This window comes from Pseudomonas fluorescens (assembly GCF_040448305.1).
GTDB classification, from domain to species: domain Bacteria; phylum Pseudomonadota; class Gammaproteobacteria; order Pseudomonadales; family Pseudomonadaceae; genus Aquipseudomonas; species Aquipseudomonas fluorescens_BH.
This window is the reverse complement of record NZ_CP148752.1, coordinates 5315026-5333221: the sequence shown is the minus strand read 5'-3', so window position 1 is coordinate 5333221 and position 18196 is coordinate 5315026. Positions and strand designations below refer to the sequence as shown.

General features: G+C 60.6%; 11 protein-coding genes, 1 pseudogene and 1 riboswitch. Of the genes and pseudogenes, 10 read left to right on the top strand and 2 right to left on the bottom strand.

The features are described from left to right. Positions 1-5031, bottom strand: a complete 5031-nt coding sequence (locus WHX55_RS24170) for a DUF6543 domain-containing protein (RefSeq protein WP_353741467.1) — start codon at positions 5029-5031, stop codon at positions 1-3. 309 nt (positions 5032-5340) lie between these two features. On the opposite strand from WHX55_RS24170, the gene WHX55_RS24165 reads away from it, so the two are divergent. The 8 genes and pseudogenes from WHX55_RS24165 (at position 5341) to astE (ending at position 13225) form a co-directional block, all read left to right on the top strand. Next, a complete protein-coding gene (locus WHX55_RS24165; RefSeq protein WP_095944564.1) occupies positions 5341-6561 on the top strand; it encodes an aspartate aminotransferase family protein in 1221 nt (406 codons plus the stop codon). A gap of 60 nt (positions 6562-6621) precedes the next feature. Next, a pseudogene (locus tag WHX55_RS24160) lies at positions 6622-6714 on the top strand (DUF4381 domain-containing protein); the annotation flags it as partial. Between the two features lie 46 nt (positions 6715-6760). After that, the gene (gene aruF, locus WHX55_RS24155; protein ID WP_046042322.1) at positions 6761-7780 is read left to right on the top strand and encodes an arginine/ornithine succinyltransferase subunit alpha; all 1020 of its coding nucleotides are present in this window, start codon (positions 6761-6763) and stop codon (positions 7778-7780) included. Between the two features lie 70 nt (positions 7781-7850). Then, entirely contained in the window at positions 7851-8876 is a 1026-nt protein-coding gene (gene astA / locus WHX55_RS24150) for an arginine N-succinyltransferase (RefSeq protein ID WP_056724145.1), read from the top strand. Further along, positions 8873-10342 (top strand): succinylglutamate-semialdehyde dehydrogenase, encoded by a 1470-nt coding sequence (gene astD, locus WHX55_RS24145; RefSeq protein ID WP_353743082.1) that lies wholly within the window; start codon positions 8873-8875, stop codon positions 10340-10342. Before astA ends, astD begins: the two co-directional genes overlap by 4 nt. A gap of 161 nt (positions 10343-10503) precedes the next feature. After that, positions 10504-11850, top strand: a complete 1347-nt coding sequence (astB, locus tag WHX55_RS24140) for an N-succinylarginine dihydrolase (RefSeq protein WP_353741466.1) — start codon at positions 10504-10506, stop codon at positions 11848-11850. Between the two features lie 61 nt (positions 11851-11911). Beyond that, complete coding sequence (locus WHX55_RS24135; protein ID WP_046042326.1) at positions 11912-12202, top strand: hypothetical protein; 291 nt, start codon at positions 11912-11914, stop codon at positions 12200-12202. Positions 12203-12214: 12 nt separating this feature from the next. Then, a complete protein-coding gene (astE, locus tag WHX55_RS24130) occupies positions 12215-13225 on the top strand; it encodes a succinylglutamate desuccinylase (protein ID WP_150726085.1) in 1011 nt (336 codons plus the stop codon). A gap of 169 nt (positions 13226-13394) precedes the next feature. On the opposite strand, the gene WHX55_RS24125 is transcribed toward astE, so the two are convergent. Then, positions 13395-13904: a 6,7-dimethyl-8-ribityllumazine synthase gene (locus WHX55_RS24125; RefSeq protein WP_150756524.1), complete on the bottom strand. Its 510-nt coding sequence runs from the start codon at positions 13902-13904 to the stop codon at positions 13395-13397. Positions 13905-14007: 103 nt separating this feature from the next. Next, a riboswitch (FMN riboswitch) is annotated at positions 14008-14178 on the bottom strand. A 196-nt stretch (positions 14179-14374) separates the two neighbouring features. Between WHX55_RS24125 and ltaE the strand changes: the two genes are divergently transcribed. Both ltaE and alaS read left to right on the top strand, forming a co-directional pair. After that, a complete protein-coding gene (ltaE, locus tag WHX55_RS24120; RefSeq protein WP_151214016.1) occupies positions 14375-15379 on the top strand; it encodes a low-specificity L-threonine aldolase in 1005 nt (334 codons plus the stop codon). Between the two features lie 146 nt (positions 15380-15525). Beyond that, positions 15526-18147 (top strand): alanine--tRNA ligase, encoded by a 2622-nt coding sequence (gene alaS, locus WHX55_RS24115; RefSeq protein WP_353741465.1) that lies wholly within the window; start codon positions 15526-15528, stop codon positions 18145-18147. The last annotated feature ends 49 nt before the right edge of the window (positions 18148-18196 follow it).

The window sequence follows — 18196 nt, the reverse complement described above, 5'->3', positions numbered from 1 at the left end:
TCAATCTTCCGGTTCGGACGCCTCGGAAGTCGACAGCTCCAATTCTGCCCGTTCGATCACTTCCTGAACCCCGAAGTCGACACCGGTCAGCCTGAAATACTCAAGCAGGATTTGCAGGCTTTCTTCAGAGAACGGATTACCCCGCAAGCTGATGCTTTCGGCGACCTCCAGCGGCAGTTCGAGGAGGTCGGCGGGTATTTGGCTGATCGCGTTGCCGCTCAGGTCTACGATTTCCAGGCTCTTGAGCTGCAACAGCCCAGCGGGTAATTCGGTGAGCCCGCAGTTGTCCAGTTGCAGGGTCGCCAGGTCCGCCATCTGGCTGATATCCGGAGCCAACCCCAGCGGATTGTTTCTCAAGTCGATGAATTCCAGGTGGGCCATCTCGGCCAGGTTCAGGGCCGACTGCGGGGTCAGGGTGATGTGGCAGTCGAGGAGATTGAGCGACTTCAAATCGCTCATCCGGAAGATCGCCTCCGGGATGTCGCCCAGCCTGAAGTCGTTGATGACGAGGGTCTGGAGATTGGGGAAGCACTCCAGGAACCTCGTGACACCTGTGGTCAGGCCGCTCTCGCTACTGAGGTAAACCTGAGAAACATGGCTGAAATCTGCGCTCAGTGTCGGCAGGTTACCGATAATCCGCGTGTCCAGGCTCAGGTCATAAATTATCGCTTGCTGCGAATCGTTTAAATCATCCAGATCGGTTTCCCGGCGCCAGCAGCGCAATACGGACTCTCTGAATGCGTCCCGCGTCGAATGTTCGATCAGCAGTTGCTGGGCAGTGAACGGTTGATTGCTGTGAGGGTGGACGGCCGGAATATTGCCGGTCCAGGCCGACAGGTCGTTTTCAAGGGTGGTGAGTTCGGCTTCCAGGCGGGTCAATACGATTCGTCCCTCGTCCAGTGTGCCGGGTAACAGGAACACGAATTTGCTGGCGTCCTCCTGGTCCATCATGGGGTACAGCGCTTGCACACGGTGGATATCTGCTTCTTCGGCAAAGATACCGAAGTCCTGGCGGGTCTGCTGGAAGTACTGTTTGAGGCGTTCACGGGTTGCGCTTGAAAGTGGATTGTTGCCCAGGTCAATATCTTCCTGGGTGCTGCGCTGCAATGTGAACAGGGTGCCGGGTACCTCCTTGATCTGGTTGTCATTGAGCAGGGCGGTGCGCAGGCGCGGACGAGTCAACAAGTCGCGCGGAAGTTCAGTGATGCCTGTCTGCGATAAATCGATGTAATTCAAATAGGGCATGCTGCCGACATCGGGTGTCAGGCCCAAGGGGTTTTTGAACAAGTTCAGAAAAGTCAACTGATGCAGGCCGGCAAGCCCGGTCTGGCTTTCTGGGCTGAGGGTAATCGCGCAATTGCTCAGAACGAGTTCTTCGAGTTGCAGTGAGGAAACGGTGTCCGGCAAGCGGCCAAGGTTGAAGTCGCGCAGTTTCAGGATGCGTAAACCTGTAAAACTGCGCAGAAACTCATGCACGCCTCGCGTGGCACTACTGCCTTCCAGGGTCAGCATTGTGACGCCGCTGAATTCGGCGCCCAGTGTCGGCAATTGGCCGATGATCGGTTGGAAAAAGTTGAAGTCGGCCGTTTCAAAAGCGGTCTCGGGAAGGGTCCATTGCTGGCGCCAACAGTCGGCCAGATCGATAGTGAATTGACGGCGAACCTGCTGTTGCGCAGCGAACTGCTCGGGCGTGATCCCGATTTGCGTGTCTGGAATGAACAGCGGAATTTCATTGCGCCAGGACGACAGCGTCTCCAGCAGTTGCGCGTGTTGAGCCATGAGCCGACTCAGCTCTGCCCGCGGCCCGTTGGGGTGTTGCTGCAAGCGTTCGACGAAGGCGTCGAGTTCTTCGGCGGATAGATGGGGAAACAGAGTCTGCGCCCGGGTTTGCAAGGTGGGTGTGTTGCCTGGGATTCGACGATACCCGTCACTGCCACCGAGCAAGCGCATCACCTTTGGGTCGTAGGTGGGTTTGGGGTTGGGGTGTTGAATCAGCAGCGCGCGCAATGCATCACGGTTCAAGGCGTGTTGGCGAATCAACTGCTTGAGCCGTTCACCTTCACCGATATTTAGATTCAAGGCGGTGCGTTCACTGTCCGGCATGGCCTGTAGCAGGCAGGTGTAAAGCGAACCCATGCCGCTGAGTTCTTCGCCGTCATGATCGAACGCCTGATACGAGCCTTCTTCTTTGAGTACCAGCACTTTGCGGATAGGTGCGTCGACACTTCCAAGGCTGTCGATCAGGAGGCCCTCATGGGCATACTGGCGGATTTCCAGCCGTAGCTCTGCCGTCCAGCCCGGTAGTTTTTCCAGGGTGTGCAAGGCCAGCCGGTCGGTGTCGAGGTTGTTCTCGGTCGATGGCAAATCAAGCCCCTCGTAGGCGCGTGTCACGCGCACTTGCAATCCGGCCTCCCGGCTCAGCTCGGCCAGGCGAGGGGCAATGGTTGCGTTTTTTAGCTGCTGCAGTTCCAGGTCGCTTGCTGTGTCCACAATCGCTTGTGCAACGCTGCGTGGCAGTCCGGGCTCGGCATCCATGACCACTTGTACGGCTGCGCGAGCGCCACGTTCGAGTCTGCGATAACGCTGGTCGAACAGGCTTTGCCGTTTCTGTTCGGCAAGTCGCGAGAGTATCTGGCGCAACCGCTGCGTCCGGTTTTCCAGGCCCGGGGAGGGGTGGCCGAATTCTTCACCCATCAGCGTTCTGGCTTCGCTGTTCGACAGGTTCAGGAGAAAGGTTTTCAGCAGGTCGCCGTCGGTGAGGCGGGCGGCATCGATTTGCACCACGGGTACGTCGGGCGCCGGGCTTTGCCAAAGGGTTTGCGCATTTTTGTCGATCAGTCGCAGGCCTTTGTCTGCTGGCCAATAGCCGTTTTCATTGAGCAGTTCCAGCTGCGTCACGGGATCCGCCTTGAGGAAGTGTTCCGGCTGGTCACTGCCGATCTGATCGATAAAGGTTTGTATGTCCTGATCGATCCTGAAGCGTTTGAGTGTGTCGGCCAATAGCGGTGGCACCTGCCCGGCATTCACGTGCATCTTGCGCAGGACATCTTCGTGGCTGCCGCTGATGTCGAGGATGCGCTCGCGGGTGCTGGCTGGAAACCGCTGCATGTCCGGACCGACACGGTGCAATACGGTGGCCTGGTCCCAGCTCAACGGCTGGTCGAGTTCGGTTTGCCAGGCACCGCTGCCGTTGTGTCGCAGTTGTGGTTTGTAGGCGTCAGGGCGGGAGGGGTGGTCGATGCGGTACTCGCCGGTTAGCGGGTCCTTGCTCACGGCGTAGTGCCTGTTTTCCAGGCGCAGCAGGTTTTTGCCCTGATGCGGGTGCAGCCCAAGCTCATCCGGTTTTGCATCCTTGGGTAATACCGCAGGGTGTTCATAGGCGGTCAGGTCGGGCTGCCAGTAGCGGGTGTCGCCGTCAGGCCGTTTTACCGTATTGAAGCGGTCGATGAATTCAACGATCTCCCGAGGCAATACCGAGCGAAATTCGCCGGCGGCGATCGCACCACCTGCGGCAAAGGTTCCCAGTTGCACCACGGACTCCACCACACCCATCAGGTGCCCGAAGGCCTCGCGACTCTGCCCTTCGGCCCAGTCGACCACGCTTTCGAAGGTTTCGTCGAGCAACTGGTAGGCCATGTAGCCCAGCATCAGTTCGCCGAGAAACGGCACGAATGGCAGTGCCACGAAAGCGGCGATGTTCAGCAGTGTCGAGGCAATTTCCGTGAAGGAATCCCACAGTGCCCAACGGGCTTTCTGGTCGACCGTTGCAGTGGACACCGCGATCACCCGCGCATCGTTGAGGATCTTGTTGAGCTTGCTCTGGTAGAGGTGAGTCCACAGTTCTGCTGTGACAGGCGTTGCTACGATCTTCAGATCTGCGCGCGGGTTGGGCTGTTCCCGCCAGGTCGGACGAGAATCGCCTGGCTGGACCGGTTGCCAGGTGATCGGGGCAAGCAGCTGGTTCAGCTGTGCGAAAAAGTGACCGCGATCCTCATGGTTAATGAAGCGGCTGAAAAACTGTTGATAGGCGGGGTCGCGAAGGCGCTGGCCCAGTTCCTCGGCGAAGGCTGCGGACGAGGGGTATTCCTTGATCGGCTGTTCGGGGTCGCCCGGTATATAAGCCACCACGCGAACCACTTCCCGGGCGCGCTCCAGGTCCGGGGCAAACAGCAGGATGCCGGTGAGGCTCGCGTTGAGGAACGTCAGGTCATGACAGCGCCATGGCTGCTTGTGCAGGCGCAGATGCGGCAGGTTGTCGAGCAGGCCGAGAATCAGGCTGTGGGTGTCGCTGCCCAGGAGTTTTTGCATCTGCGCCAGGTGCAAGGCAGCGGTGAGTGCGGTTTTCTGGCTGTCGCGGATTTTCGGTTGCAGGAGCGCCGCAGCCACCGGGTTGCTGATGCCCAGATTGTCTTCCAGATAGGTTTTATAGCGCTGGCCAATGTCCAGCTCCCGGCACATGCCGGTAAATACCGTGACAGGCATTTTTTCCAGGATCAGCGGCAAGGTCAGGAATTGCCCGTTGGAAGACGGCGCGGTGATGTACGTCGAGGCAGGCTCGAAGGCATCGAAGCGGGTCTCGGCACTTTCGAAGTTGTGCAGCGCGGCATCCAGCAGCGATACCGTCCAGGTGCGCGCAGCGCCTGACTTCAGCCGTAACCACGGCAGGTGATCAGGCAGGTAGAGGCGCAAAAACGTTTCGCGCACATTCAAATCCAGACCGAAGCGGCGCTTGAGTTCGGCCTTGAGCAGCGGTTCGGCGAAATCCGCGGGGTTCTGCAGGTTGGCCAGCGCCTTGTCGACCTGGTTCTGGCTGGAGACCTGTCGGGCGATCAGCCGGGCGAGTTCGGTGTGGTGATGTTTCGACGCGGCCCTTAGCCCAGCGGGCAGGGCGGGGGTGATGTTGCGCAGCGCCCCACGTCTGTGCGGCGCCGCCTGACGGAGCCAGGAGGGGATGACATTCTGCAGATGCTGGAAATGAGCGTCCGGCCTGAAAGCGTCGGAGGCAATAGTGGTAGTAGATTCGGTAATCATCGGGTCAGTGGCCGTTGGCTTTGAAAGGCCACTAGGAAAACCCGCGAAGCTGGACGCTGTGCGGTACATATTTACCGCACTCGGACCATTGGCAAGCGTTACAACGCAGCAAGCCTGCCGCAAACGCCCGCCGCCAGTTAAACTGCGCCTTTGCGACCCTATATGTCGCATTGCCGTAAACCCGGGAAAATCCGGGGTTTGCGCTATAAGAAGTTGTCGCTTGGCGGCAAGGCCGGGCTGAAAACTGTCCTTACAATCCTCACCAAGCTCGCCAGTTTCAGGCGAGTGTTTTCTCTTCAGGAGACTCCGATGTCCGTTGAGCACGCTGCGGTACAACGCGCCGATTTCGATCAGGTAATGGTTCCCAACTATGCGCCTGCCGCATTCATTCCTGTGCGTGGCGCCGGTTCCCGCGTTTGGGACCAGTCCGGTCGCGAGCTGATCGACTTCGCCGGCGGGATTGCCGTCAACGTATTGGGTCACGCGCATCCGGCGCTGGTCGGTGCCTTGACCGAGCAGGCGAACAAGCTGTGGCACGTGTCCAACGTGTTCACCAATGAGCCGGCCCTGCGCCTGGCCCACAAGTTGGTCGACGCCACCTTTGCCGACCGCGCCTTCTTCTGCAACTCCGGCGCCGAAGCCAACGAGGCCGCCTTCAAGCTGGCCCGTCGTGTCGGTTTCGACCGTTTCGGCAGCGAGAAGTACGAGATCATCGCCGCGCTCAACAGCTTCCACGGCCGTACCCTGTTCACCGTGAACGTCGGTGGCCAGTCGAAGTACTCCGACGGTTTCGGCCCGAAAATCACCGGCATCACCCACGTGCCGTACAACGATCTGGCCGCGCTGAAAGCTGCCATTTCCGACAAGACTTGCGCCGTGGTGCTGGAACCGATCCAGGGCGAAAGCGGTGTGATCCCGGCTGAACTGGAATACCTGCAAGGTGCCCGCGAGCTCTGCACCGCGCACAACGCGCTGCTGATTTTCGACGAAGTGCAAACCGGCATGGGCCGTACCGGTCATCTGTTCGCCTACCAGCATTACGGCGTGATCCCGGACATCCTGACCAGCGCCAAGAGCCTGGGCGGTGGTTTCCCGATCGCAGCCATGTTGACCACCGAAGACCTGGCCAAGCACCTGGTCGTCGGCACCCACGGCACCACTTACGGCGGCAACCCGCTGGCGTGCGCTGTCGCGGAAGCCGTGATCGACGTGATCAACACCCCTGAGGTGCTGGCCGGCGTCAACGCCAAGCACGACAAGTTCAAGGCCCGCCTTGAGCAGATCGGCGAAAAGTACGGCCTGTTCACCAAGGTTCGTGGCATGGGCCTGTTGATCGGTTGCGTCTTGAGCGATGCCTGGAAAGGCAAGGCCAAGGACATCTTCAACGCCGCTGAGCAAGAAGGCCTGATGGTTCTGCAAGCCGGCCCGGACGTGGTGCGTTTCGCCCCGAGCCTGGTGGTGGAAGACGCCGATATCGATGCCGGCCTGGACCGCTTCGAACGCGCTGCTGCAAAACTGACGCAAGCCTGATAGACCCTTCGACGCCTGAGTTTCAGGCGTCGAACCCAATTTTGATGCCGGGCTTGTTCCATTGTGGGAGCGAGCCTGCTCGCGAAGAGGGCGTGTCAGTCAACATCTCTGCTGACTGATACACCGCTTTCGCGAGCAGGCTCGCTCCCACAGTGTCCGGCGTTTTTTCTGTGAATTTTTAAGAGAAAGGAGTGACACCATGCTGGTGATGCGCCCCGCGCAAATGGCTGATCTGGGCGAGGTACAGCGTCTGGCTGCGGACAGTCCGATTGGTGTCACTTCCTTGCCGGATGACGTTGAACGCCTGAGCGACAAGATCGCGGCAAGCGAAGCCTCGTTCGCCGCTGAAGTGAGCTTCAACGGTGAGGAAAGCTATTTCTTCGTCCTCGAAGACTCCGCTACCGGCAAGCTGGTCGGTTGCTCGGCCATCGTGGCATCGGCCGGTTACTCCGAGCCGTTCTACAGCTTCCGCAACGAAACCTTCGTGCACGCTTCGCGCGAGTTGAAGATTCACAACAAGATCCACGTGCTCTCGCAGTGCCATGACCTGACCGGCAACAGCTTGCTGACCAGCTTCTATGTGCAGCGCGAGCTGGTGGGTTCGCCGTGGTCGGAGCTCAACTCCCGTGGCCGTTTGCTGTTCGTGGCCAGCCATCCGGAGCGTTTTGCCGATTCCGTAGTGACCGAGATCGTTGGTTACAGCGATGAAAACGGCGACTCGCCATTCTGGGATGCCATCGGTCGCAACTTCTTCGACCTCAACTACGCCGAAGCCGAACGTCTGTGCGGGCTGAAAAGCCGTACGTTCCTCGCCGAACTGATGCCGCATTACCCGATTTACGTGCCATTGCTGCCGGACTCCGCGCAAGAAGCCATGGGCCAGGTACACCCGCGGGCGCAGATCACCTTCGACATCCTGATGCGCGAAGGCTTCGAGACCGATCACTACATCGACATCTTCGACGGCGGCCCGACCTTGCATGCCCGTGTCTCGGGGATCCGTTCGATCGCCCAGAGCCGCGTGGTGCCGGTGAAGATCGGCGAGCCGGTCAAAGGCGTGGGTCGCCAGTATCTGGTGGCCAATGCCCAGTTGCAGGATTACCGCGCAGTGATGCTCGAGCTCGATTACGCGCCGGGCAAACCGGTAACCCTGGACCTGGAAGCGGCCGAAGCCCTGGGCGTCGGCGAGGGTGCCAGCGTGCGCCTGGTGGCGGTTTAACGTCGCAATTGATGCCTAGAAAGCAGCGAAGTTTCACGGGTGGCGCAAGCGGCCCGTTTGAGGAGATAGCATGATCGTTCGTCCCGTACGCAGCAGCGATTTACCCGCTCTGATCGACCTGGCCCGCAGCACCGGCACCGGCCTGACCACCTTACCGGCCAACGAAGAGCGACTGGCCCATCGGGTCGGCTGGGCCGAGAAGACCTTTCGCGGCGAAGCCGGGCGGGGCGATGCGGACTACCTGTTCGTGCTCGAAGATGACGACGGTCGCGTGGTGGGTATTTCCGCCATTGCCGGCGCCGTCGGCCTGCGTGAGCCCTGGTACAACTTCCGGGTCGGTTTGACGGTCAGCGCTTCGCAAGAGCTGAACATCTATCGCGAAATTCCGACGCTGTTCCTGGCCAACGACCTGACCGGCAACTCCGAGCTGTGCTCGCTGTTCCTGCACGCCGATTACCGTACCGGCCTCAATGGCCGCATGCTGTCCAAGGCGCGGATGCTGTTCATCGCCGAATTCCCGCAACTGTTCGGCAACAAGATCATTGCCGAAATGCGCGGTGTTTCCGACGAGGCCGGGCGCTCGCCGTTCTGGGAAAGCCTGGGCCGGCACTTCTTCAAGATGGAATTCAGCCAGGCGGATTACCTGACCGGCGTTGGCAACAAGGCGTTCATCGCCGAACTGATGCCGAAATTCCCGCTGTACACCTGCTTCCTGTCGCCGGATGCGCGCAACGTAATCGGTCAGGTTCACCCGGACACCGAGCCGGCGCTGGCCATGCTCAAGAGCGAAGGTTTCAGCTACCAGGGCTACGTCGACATTTTCGACGCAGGTCCTGCGATCGAGTGCGAAACCGGCAAGATCCGCGCCGTGCGCGACAGCCAGGCGCTGGTGCTGGCCGTCGGCACACCGGGTGACGACGCCACGCCATTCATCATTCACAACCGCAAGCGCGAGGACTGCCGGATCACTGCTGCGCCGGCACGTCTGGCCGCCGGCACCCTGGTGGTCGATCCGCAGACCGCCAAACGTCTTCAACTCAACGCGGGCGATCAAGTACGCGCCGTGGCGTTGTCCGCAGCTCGGGAGTCGAAATAATGAAGTCGCTTTACATCGCAGGTGAATGGCTGGCAGGTGGGGGCGAAGCCTTCGAGTCGCTGAACCCGGTGACCCAGCAAGTGCTGTGGTCCGGCGCCGGTGCCACCGCCGCTCAGGTCGAGTCGGCTGTGCAAGCGGCGCGTCAGGCGTTTCCGGACTGGGCGCGGCGCACCCTGGAAGAGCGTATTTCGGTGCTGGAAGCCTTTGCCGCTGCGCTGAAGAGTCACGCTGACGAACTGGCTCATACCATCGGCGAAGAAACCGGCAAACCCCTGTGGGAAGCGGCGACCGAAGTCACCAGCATGGTCAACAAGGTTGCCATCTCGGTGCAGAGCTACCGCGAGCGTACCGGCGAGAAGAGCGGCCCGCTGGGCGACGCCACCGCCGTACTGCGCCACAAACCCCACGGTGTAGTCGCGGTGTTTGGTCCCTACAACTTCCCGGGTCACCTGCCGAACGGCCACATCGTGCCGGCACTGCTGGCTGGTAACAGCGTACTGTTCAAGCCAAGCGAACTGACACCGAAAGTCGCCGAGTTGACGGTCAAGTGCTGGATCGAGGCTGGCCTGCCGGCCGGCGTATTGAACCTGCTGCAAGGCGCTCGCGAAACCGGCATCGCCCTGGCGGCGTACCCGGGCATCGACGGGCTGTTCTTCACCGGTTCCAGCCGTACCGGCAATCACCTGCACCAGCAATTCGCCGGTCGTCCGGACAAGATCCTCGCGCTGGAGATGGGCGGTAACAACCCGCTGGTGGTCGATCAGGTCGCCGACCTCGATGCCGCGGTTTACACGATCATTCAGTCGGCGTTCATTTCCGCCGGCCAGCGTTGCACCTGTGCCCGTCGCTTGCTGGTGCCGCAAGGCGCCTGGGGTGACACGTTGCTGGCGCGCCTGGTGGCGGTCAGCGCGACCATCGAAGTCGGTGCTTTCGATCAGCAACCGGCGCCATTCATGGGCTCGGTGGTTTCCCTCGGCGCTGCGAAAGCGTTGATGGATGCGCAAGAACATCTGCTGGCCAACGGCGCCGTGGCGCTGCTGGAAATGACTCAGCCTCAGGCTCAATCGGCCTTGCTGACCCCGGGCATCCTGGACGTGTCCGCTGTCGCCGATCGTCCTGACGAAGAACTGTTCGGCCCGTTGCTGCAAGTGATCCGCTACGCTGATTTTGCAGCGGCGATCGCTGAAGCCAACGACACCGCCTACGGTCTGGCCGCCGGCCTGCTGTCGGACTCCGAAGCGCGTTATCAGCAATTCTGGCTGGAAAGCCGTGCCGGTATCGTCAACTGGAACAAGCAACTGACCGGTGCCGCAAGCAGCGCGCCATTCGGCGGCGTCGGCGCCTCGGGCAACCACCGCGCCAGCGCCTACTACGCGGCGGATTACTGCGCGTACCCGGTGGCCTCGCTGGAAACGCCGAGCCTGGTGATGCCAGCGAACCTCACGCCTGGCGTGAAAATGGCGTAAGGCCTATCGCCAGCAGGCTGGCTCCCACAGGTTCGGCGGTGTTCACACATTATGTGTACGACGCAATCACTGTGGGAGCCAGCCTGCTGGCGATGGCCGCGCCTCGGTCTCAAATCTAGTTACTGAAGCCTATAACAACAGATTCTCGTGGAGCCTCGCTGATGAAATCCTATGAAGTCAATTTTGACGGTCTAGTGGGGCCGACCCATAACTACGGCGGCCTGTCCTACGGCAACGTCGCGTCCCAGAGCAACAGCCAGCAGTCTTCCAACCCCAAGGAAGCGGCGCTGCAAGGCCTGGCAAAGATGAAAGCGCTGATGGAGATGGGTTTCCAGCAAGGCGTACTGGCACCGCAAGAGCGCCCGGATGTGGCCGCACTGCGTCGCCTGGGCTTTGGCGGCACCGACGCTGAAGTGATCGAGCGCGCTGCCAAAGAAGCGATGCCGCTGCTGGTGGCCAGTTGCTCGGCCTCGAGCATGTGGGTGGCCAACGCCGCTACCGTCAGCCCGAGCGCCGACACGGCCGATGGCCGCGTGCATTTCACCGCCGCCAACCTCAACTGCAAATACCACCGCAGCATCGAACACCCGACCACCAGCCGCGTGCTGGGGGCGATGTTCGCTGACCAGAAACACTTCGCCCACCACGCTGCCTTGCCGGCTGTGGCGCAGTTCGGTGACGAAGGCGCGGCCAACCACACGCGTTTCTGCCGTGAATACGGCGGAGCCGGTGTCGAGTTCTTCGTGTTCGGTCGCAGCGCGTTCGACACCCGCTACCCGGCACCGCAGAAGTACCCGGCGCGCCAGACCCTCGAAGCGTCCCAGGCCGTAGCCCGTCTGCACGGCTTGAGCGATGACGGCGTGGTCTACGCCCAGCAGAACCCGTCGGTGATCGATCAGGGCGTGTTCCACAACGACGTGATTGCGGTCGGCAACGGCGAAGTGCTGTTCTATCACGAGGACGCGTTCCTCGAGACCGAGAAGATGCTCGCTGAATTGCAGAGCAAACTCGCCAAAGTCGGTGGGAAATTTCAGTCAGTCTGCGTACCGCGTTCCGCAGTAAGCGTGGAAGACGCCGTTCGTTCCTACCTGTTCAATAGCCAGCTGCTGTCGCGTCCTGACGGCTCCATGCTGTTGATCGTGCCGGAAGAATGCCGTGGCAACGAGCGTGTCTGGCAATACTTGCAGGGTTTGACCAGCTCCGGCGGCCTGATCCGCGAAGTGAAAGTCTTCGATCTCAAGCAAAGCATGCAGAACGGTGGTGGCCCGGCTTGCCTGCGGTTGCGCGTTGCACTCAACGAAACCGAACTGGCGGCCGTCAACCCAGGGGTTATCATGACGGCACCGTTGTACGGCACACTGACCGAATGGGTCGAGAAGCACTACCGCGACCGCATGACCGAAAACGATCTGGCGGACCCGCAATTGCTGCTTGAGTGCCGGACGGCACTGGATGAACTGACGCAAATCCTTAAACTGGGCGCGGTTTATCCATTCCAGATCAATTGATCGACGGCGCGCCGCCTTCTACGGCAGCGCGCTGCTTCAACTCAAACGAGAGCGTAAACACATGAGCGATACCCTGCAGCTGATCCTTGAAGACACCGACGGCACGCAACTGGAGACCTCCTGCACCCGCGTCGCGGTCCTGTGGCAAGGCAAAGAGCTGTGGATCCAGCAGGACGGCCGTGGCCAGTTGCTGATCGGCGTGGACGTCGAAGAAGGCGACGCCGAATACGCAAACCTGCTGTTGCGCCCATTGGCGACTAATCTGGTAAGTCTGCAGCTGGAGATGGAACCGGCTGAACTCGGCGACGACGAGGATCACGTTCACGGCCCGGATTGCAATCACGACCACTAAGGAAACCGCTCTATGCTCGCCCTCGGCAAACTGCTTGAACTGACCCTCGCCGGCCGCGAACCGGCGGAGAAGACTCAACTGACTGTCGAAGGCGTGCGCATGCGCTGGTTGAGCGAAGGTGCGCTGGAAGTCCGGCCACCTGAAGCGCGTGACAATGGCCTGGACCTGCTGCTGTCGGCGGGGATCCATGGCAACGAAACAGCGCCGATCGAGTTGCTCGATCGCCTGTTGCACGACATTGCCCGCGGCGATCTGAAGCCGCGCGCACGTATTCTGTTCCTGTTCGGTAACCCGGAAGCGATTCGCAAGGGCGAGCGTTTTGTCGAGCAGGACGTCAATCGACTGTTCAACGGCCGTCACGAACAAAGCAGCGGTTGCGAAGCCCTGCGCGCCTGTGAATTGGAGCGTTTGGCAGCGAGTTTCTTCAGCCTGCCGGACCGTCAGCGCCTGCATTACGACCTGCATACGGCGATTCGTGGCTCGAAAATCGAGCAGTTCGCCCTGTATCCGTGGAAAGAAGACCGCCAGCATTCGCGTCAGGAACTGGCTCGCTTGCGCGCCGCCGGCATGGAAGCGGTGCTGCTGCAGAACAAGCCGTCTATCGTGTTCAGCGCCTACACCTACGACAAACTGGGGGCCGAGGCCTTCACTCTGGAGTTGGGCAAGGCACGGCCGTTCGGTCAGAACGACGGGGTCAATGTCTCGCTGCTGGAGAAGCGTCTCAAGCAAATCATCGAGGGCACCGAGCCGGAGCTGACTGAAGAGGCTCTGGACGGTTTGCAGCTGTACAGCGTGGCGCGGGAAATCATCAAGCACAGCGACAGCTTCCGCTTGAACCTGCCGGCGGACATCGAGAACTTTTCGGAGCTGGAAGTGGGTTACCTGCTGGCGGAAGACATCGCCAACACCCGCTGGATCATCGAGGAGGAGGGCGCCCGGATCATCTTCCCGAACCCCAAGGTGAAGAATGGTTTGCGTGCCGGCATCCTGGTCGTGCCGACCACCGACGAGAACCTGGCCTGAACCCAACACAAAACCCTTGTGGGAAAACCCTGTGGGAGCGAGCTTGCTCGCGATAGCGGACTTTCAGTCGATGAATTTGTTGACTGAAACACCGCCATCGCGAGCAAGCTCGCTCCCACAGTTGATTTGGGTGAAACCAAAGATTTCACCCAAATCACGAGTTCGGTGATTACACGGCTACCGCACGCGGCTCACTGCGACGCAGCGAGCGGATCTTCATCAGCGTATCCGCACAGGTCTTCGCCGCTTCCTGGCCTTTATGCAGGAAATGCTCGAAGAAGAACTTCTGGTGCTCTTCACCGGCATGGAAGTGGTGCGGGGTCAGGGACACCGAGAACACCGGCACTTCGGTTTCCAGTTGCACCTGCATCAGGCCGCTGACCACCGACTGGGCGACGAACTCGTGACGGTAGATGCCGCCGTCCACCACCAGGGCTGCCGCGACGATGCCGGAATAACGACCGGTCTTGGCCAGCAACTTGGCGTGCAGGGGCATTTCAAAGGCACCGCCGACTTCGAAGAAGTCGATGTCGGACTCCTGATAACCCTGGGCGATCATTTCGGCGACGAAGCCTTTGCGGCTCTGGTCGACAATATCTTTGTGCCAGCAGGCCTGGATGAACGCAACGCGCTCGCCGTGATGGTGTTTGCTTTTGCTGTCGATTGCGGTGGGTTGCATGTTCTGACTCCTGTTTGTGTGAAAAACAGGGCGTTATGAATCGAAGGGGATCTGAGGGTACGCACGCTCGCACGAATGCCGGCGGACGGCCCTTTGTTGTCAATCCCGTTCTCTCTTCATCCGGACTATGACCGTCGGCCCCGGAATCACACCGGGTCTGCTGACCTTGCTGCCAGGCACCGCCGAAGCCGTGCTGTCACCAAGCGCTCGCGGGCTATGCGCATTGTGCGCAATTACCGCCGGTGGGGAGTTGCACCCCGCCCTGAGAACGTTTTTGCCGCCCAAATATTTGGCGGCGCAGCGTTTTTATCACATATTTGCGGTATGCGCATGACCCCTTTTGGATGATTGTCATCGACTTTTCCGTTGGTTTAATCGGCCTTTTCCTACGCAAGGGTTGATTAATCGTCGCCATGCCCGCAGTAATTCTTTCCTGAAAGGGATTTCCCCTGCTTACCGAGGCCAGATTCATGAGTGTTATCGATCTTCGCAGCGACACCGTCACCCAACCTTGCGCCGGCATGCTCGACGCAATGACCAAGGCCGCCACCGGCGATGACGTGTATGGCGAAGATCCGACGGTCAATCACCTGGAAGCCGAACTGGCCAGGCGCCTGGGTTTTGCCGCGGCACTGTTCGTACCGACCGGCACCATGAGCAACCTGCTGGGGTTGATGGCCCATTGCGAGCGCGGTGACGAGTACATCGTCGGCCAGCAGGCCCACACTTATAAGTACGAAGGTGGTGGCGCGGCCGTGCTTGGCTCGATCCAGCCGCAACCGCTGGAGGTGCAGGCCGATGGTTCGCTGGACCTGGCGCAGGTTGCCGCCGCGATCAAGCCGGACGACTTCCATTTCGCCCGCACGCGCTTGCTGGCGCTGGAAAACACCATGCAAGGCAAAGTCCTGCCGTTGGAGTACCTGGCGCGGGCGCGCAACTTTACCCGCGAGCATGGCTTGCAACTGCACCTGGACGGCGCACGCCTCTACAACGCGGCAGTGAAGCTGGGTGTCGATGCCCGGGAAATCACCCAACATTTCGATTCCGTCTCGGTGTGCCTGTCCAAAGGCCTGGGCGCACCGGTCGGTTCGGTGCTGTGCGGCTCGGTCGAACTGATCGGCAAGGCAAGGCGCCTGCGCAAGATGGTCGGTGGCGGCATGCGTCAGGCCGGGATTCTGGCGGCGGCAGGCCTGTATGCGCTCGATCACAACGTAGAGCGCCTGGCCGACGACCACGCCAACGCGCAATACCTGGCCGAAGGCCTGCGTGCGGCAGGCTTCGAGGTCGAGCCGGTGCAGACCAACATGGTTTACGTGCAGATGGGCGACCAGGCCGAGGCCATCAAGGCCTTTGCCGCCGAGCGCGGGATCAAGCTCAGTGCAGCCGCGCGTCTGCGCATGGTCACGCACATGGACGTCAGCCGTGCGCAAATCGAGCAAGTCGTCGCGACATTCGTCGGCTTTTCGCGCAAGTGATAGCGTTAGCGCTCCAATTGAGCGTTTCTATCGTATAAACACGCTGTACCCCGCGCGCAGGGCCGATATAATGCGGCCCTTTGCCGTCGCTTCGTCTGTTGACGTTTCGAACAGGCCTTTGGCCGCAGCCTCCGTGGAAGAACCTAATGAAAAGCGCAGAAATCCGTGAAGCCTTCCTTCGCTTCTTCGAAGAGCAAGGCCACACCCGTGTAGCCTCCAGCTCTTTGATTCCGGGCAACGACCCAACCCTGCTGTTCACTAACGCGGGGATGAACCAGTTCAAGGACTGCTTCCTGGGCCAGGAAAAGCGCGCGTACACCCGCGCCGTCAGCAGCCAGAAATGCGTGCGCGCCGGCGGCAAGCACAACGACCTGGAAAACGTCGGTTATACCGCTCGTCACCACACCTTCTTCGAAATGCTGGGTAACTTCAGCTTCGGCGACTACTTCAAGCGTGACGCCATCACCTATGCCTGGAACTTCCTGACGTCCGACAAGTGGCTGAACCTGCCCAAGGAAAAGCTCTGGGTCACCGTCTACGCCAGCGATGACGAGGCGTACGACATCTGGACCAAGGAAATCGGGGTTCCGGCCGAACGCATGGTGCGCATCGGCGACAACAAGGGCGCGCCGTACGCCTCTGACAACTTCTGGACCATGGGCGATACCGGCCCGTGCGGTCCTTGCACCGAGATTTTCTACGATCACGGCGCCGACATCTGGGGTGGCCCACCGGGCTCGCCGGAAGAAGACGGCGACCGTTACATCGAAATCTGGAACAACGTGTTCATGCAGTTCAACCGCACCGCCGATGGCGTGTTGCACCCGCTGCCAGCGCCGTCGGTCGACACCGGCATGGGCCTGGAGCGGATCAGTGCCGTGCTGCAGCACGTTCACTCGAACTATGAAGTCGACCTGTTCCAGAGCCTGCTGAGCGCTTCGGCCAAGGCCATCGGCTGCACCAACGACGCCCAGGCTTCGCTGAAAGTCGTGGCTGACCACATCCGTTCCTGCGGCTTCCTGATCGCCGACGGCGTGCTGCCGTCCAACGAAGGCCGCGGCTACGTGCTGCGCCGGATCATCCGTCGCGCCTGCCGCCACGGTAACAAGCTGGGTGCCAAGGGCAGCTTCTTCTACCAGATCGTCGCGGCCCTGGTTGCCGAGATGGGCGAAGCGTTCCCGGAACTGAAATCCCAGCAGGCGCACATCGAACGCGTGCTGAAGGCCGAAGAAGAGCAATTCGCCAAGACCCTGGAACAGGGCCTGAAGATCCTCGAGCAGGATCTGGCGGAACTGAAAGGCGACGTGGTGCCGGGCGACGTGGTGTTCAAACTCTACGACACCTACGGTTTCCCGATGGACCTGACCGGCGACATCGCTCGCGAGCGCAGCCTGACCATCGACGAAGAAGGTTTCGAGCGTGAAATGGAGGCCCAGCGCGTTCGTGCCCGTTCCGCCAGCTCCTTCGGCATGGACTACAACAGCCTGGTCAAGGTTGACGTGGCCACCGAGTTCACCGGTTACATCGCTCACAGCGGTTCCGCCAAAATCGTTGCGCTGTATAAAGATGGCCAGTCAGTCGACGTATTGAGCGAAGGCGATGAGGGCGTGATCGTTCTCGACAAGACGCCGTTCTACGCCGAGTCCGGTGGCCAGGTCGGTGATTGCGGTTACTTGCAGGCGGGCAGCGCGCGTTTCGACGTGCGTGACACCACCAAGACCGGCGGTGCATTCCTGCACCACGGTATCCTGGATTCGGGTAGCCTGATCGTCGGTACGCCGGTCGAGACCCACGTTGATGCCGAAGTGCGTCACGCCACGTCGTTGAACCACTCCGCGACTCACTTGCTGCACGCAGCATTGCGTCAGGTGCTGGGCGATCACGTTCAGCAGAAAGGCTCGTTGGTCGACAGTCAGCGCCTGCGCTTCGACTTCAGCCACTTCGAAGCCATCAAGCCTGAACAACTGAAAGCGCTGGAAGACATCGTCAACGCCGAGATTCGCAAGAACTCCGAAGTTGAAACCGAAGAAACCGATATCGAAACCGCCAAGCAGAAAGGCGCCATGGCGCTGTTCGGCGAAAAATACGGCGACAACGTGCGCGTGCTGAGCATGGGCGATTTCTCCGTCGAGCTGTGCGGCGGTATCCACGCCAACCGTACCGGCGACATCGGCCTGCTGAAAATCATCAGCGAAGGCGGTGTGGCATCGGGTGTACGTCGTATCGAAGCCGTCACCGGTGCGCAAGCGCTGGCCTACTTGAACGCGGCGGAAGAGCAACTCAAGGAAGCGGCCAGCCTGGTCAAGGGCAGCCGCGACAACCTGATCGACAAGCTGTCGGCTGTGCTGGAGCGCAACCGTCTGCTGGAGAAGCAACTCGAGCAGTTGCAAGCCAAGGCTGCCAGTGCCGCGGGCGACGATCTGTCGGCCCAGGCGCTGGACGTCAAGGACGTGAAAGTGCTGGCCGTGCGTCTGGACGGTCAGGATGGCAAGGCGCTGCTGGCGCTGGTCGATCAACTGAAAAACAAACTCGGCCGCGCAGTGATCCTGCTCGGCAGTGTCCATGAGGAAAAGGTCGTTCTGGTTGCAGGCGTAACCAAAGACCTGACTGGCCAACTCAAAGCCGGTGATTTGATGAAGCAAGCCGCTGCGGCAGTGGGCGGGAAGGGTGGTGGTCGTCCAGACATGGCGCAAGGCGGCGGTACCGACGCTGGCGCACTGGATGCGGCACTGGCCCTGACCGTTCCGTTTGTAGAGCAGGGTCTATAAGGCAGTACTTGCGGCCCGCAGTCTAGTGGTGGGCCGCAACGCTGTTTGA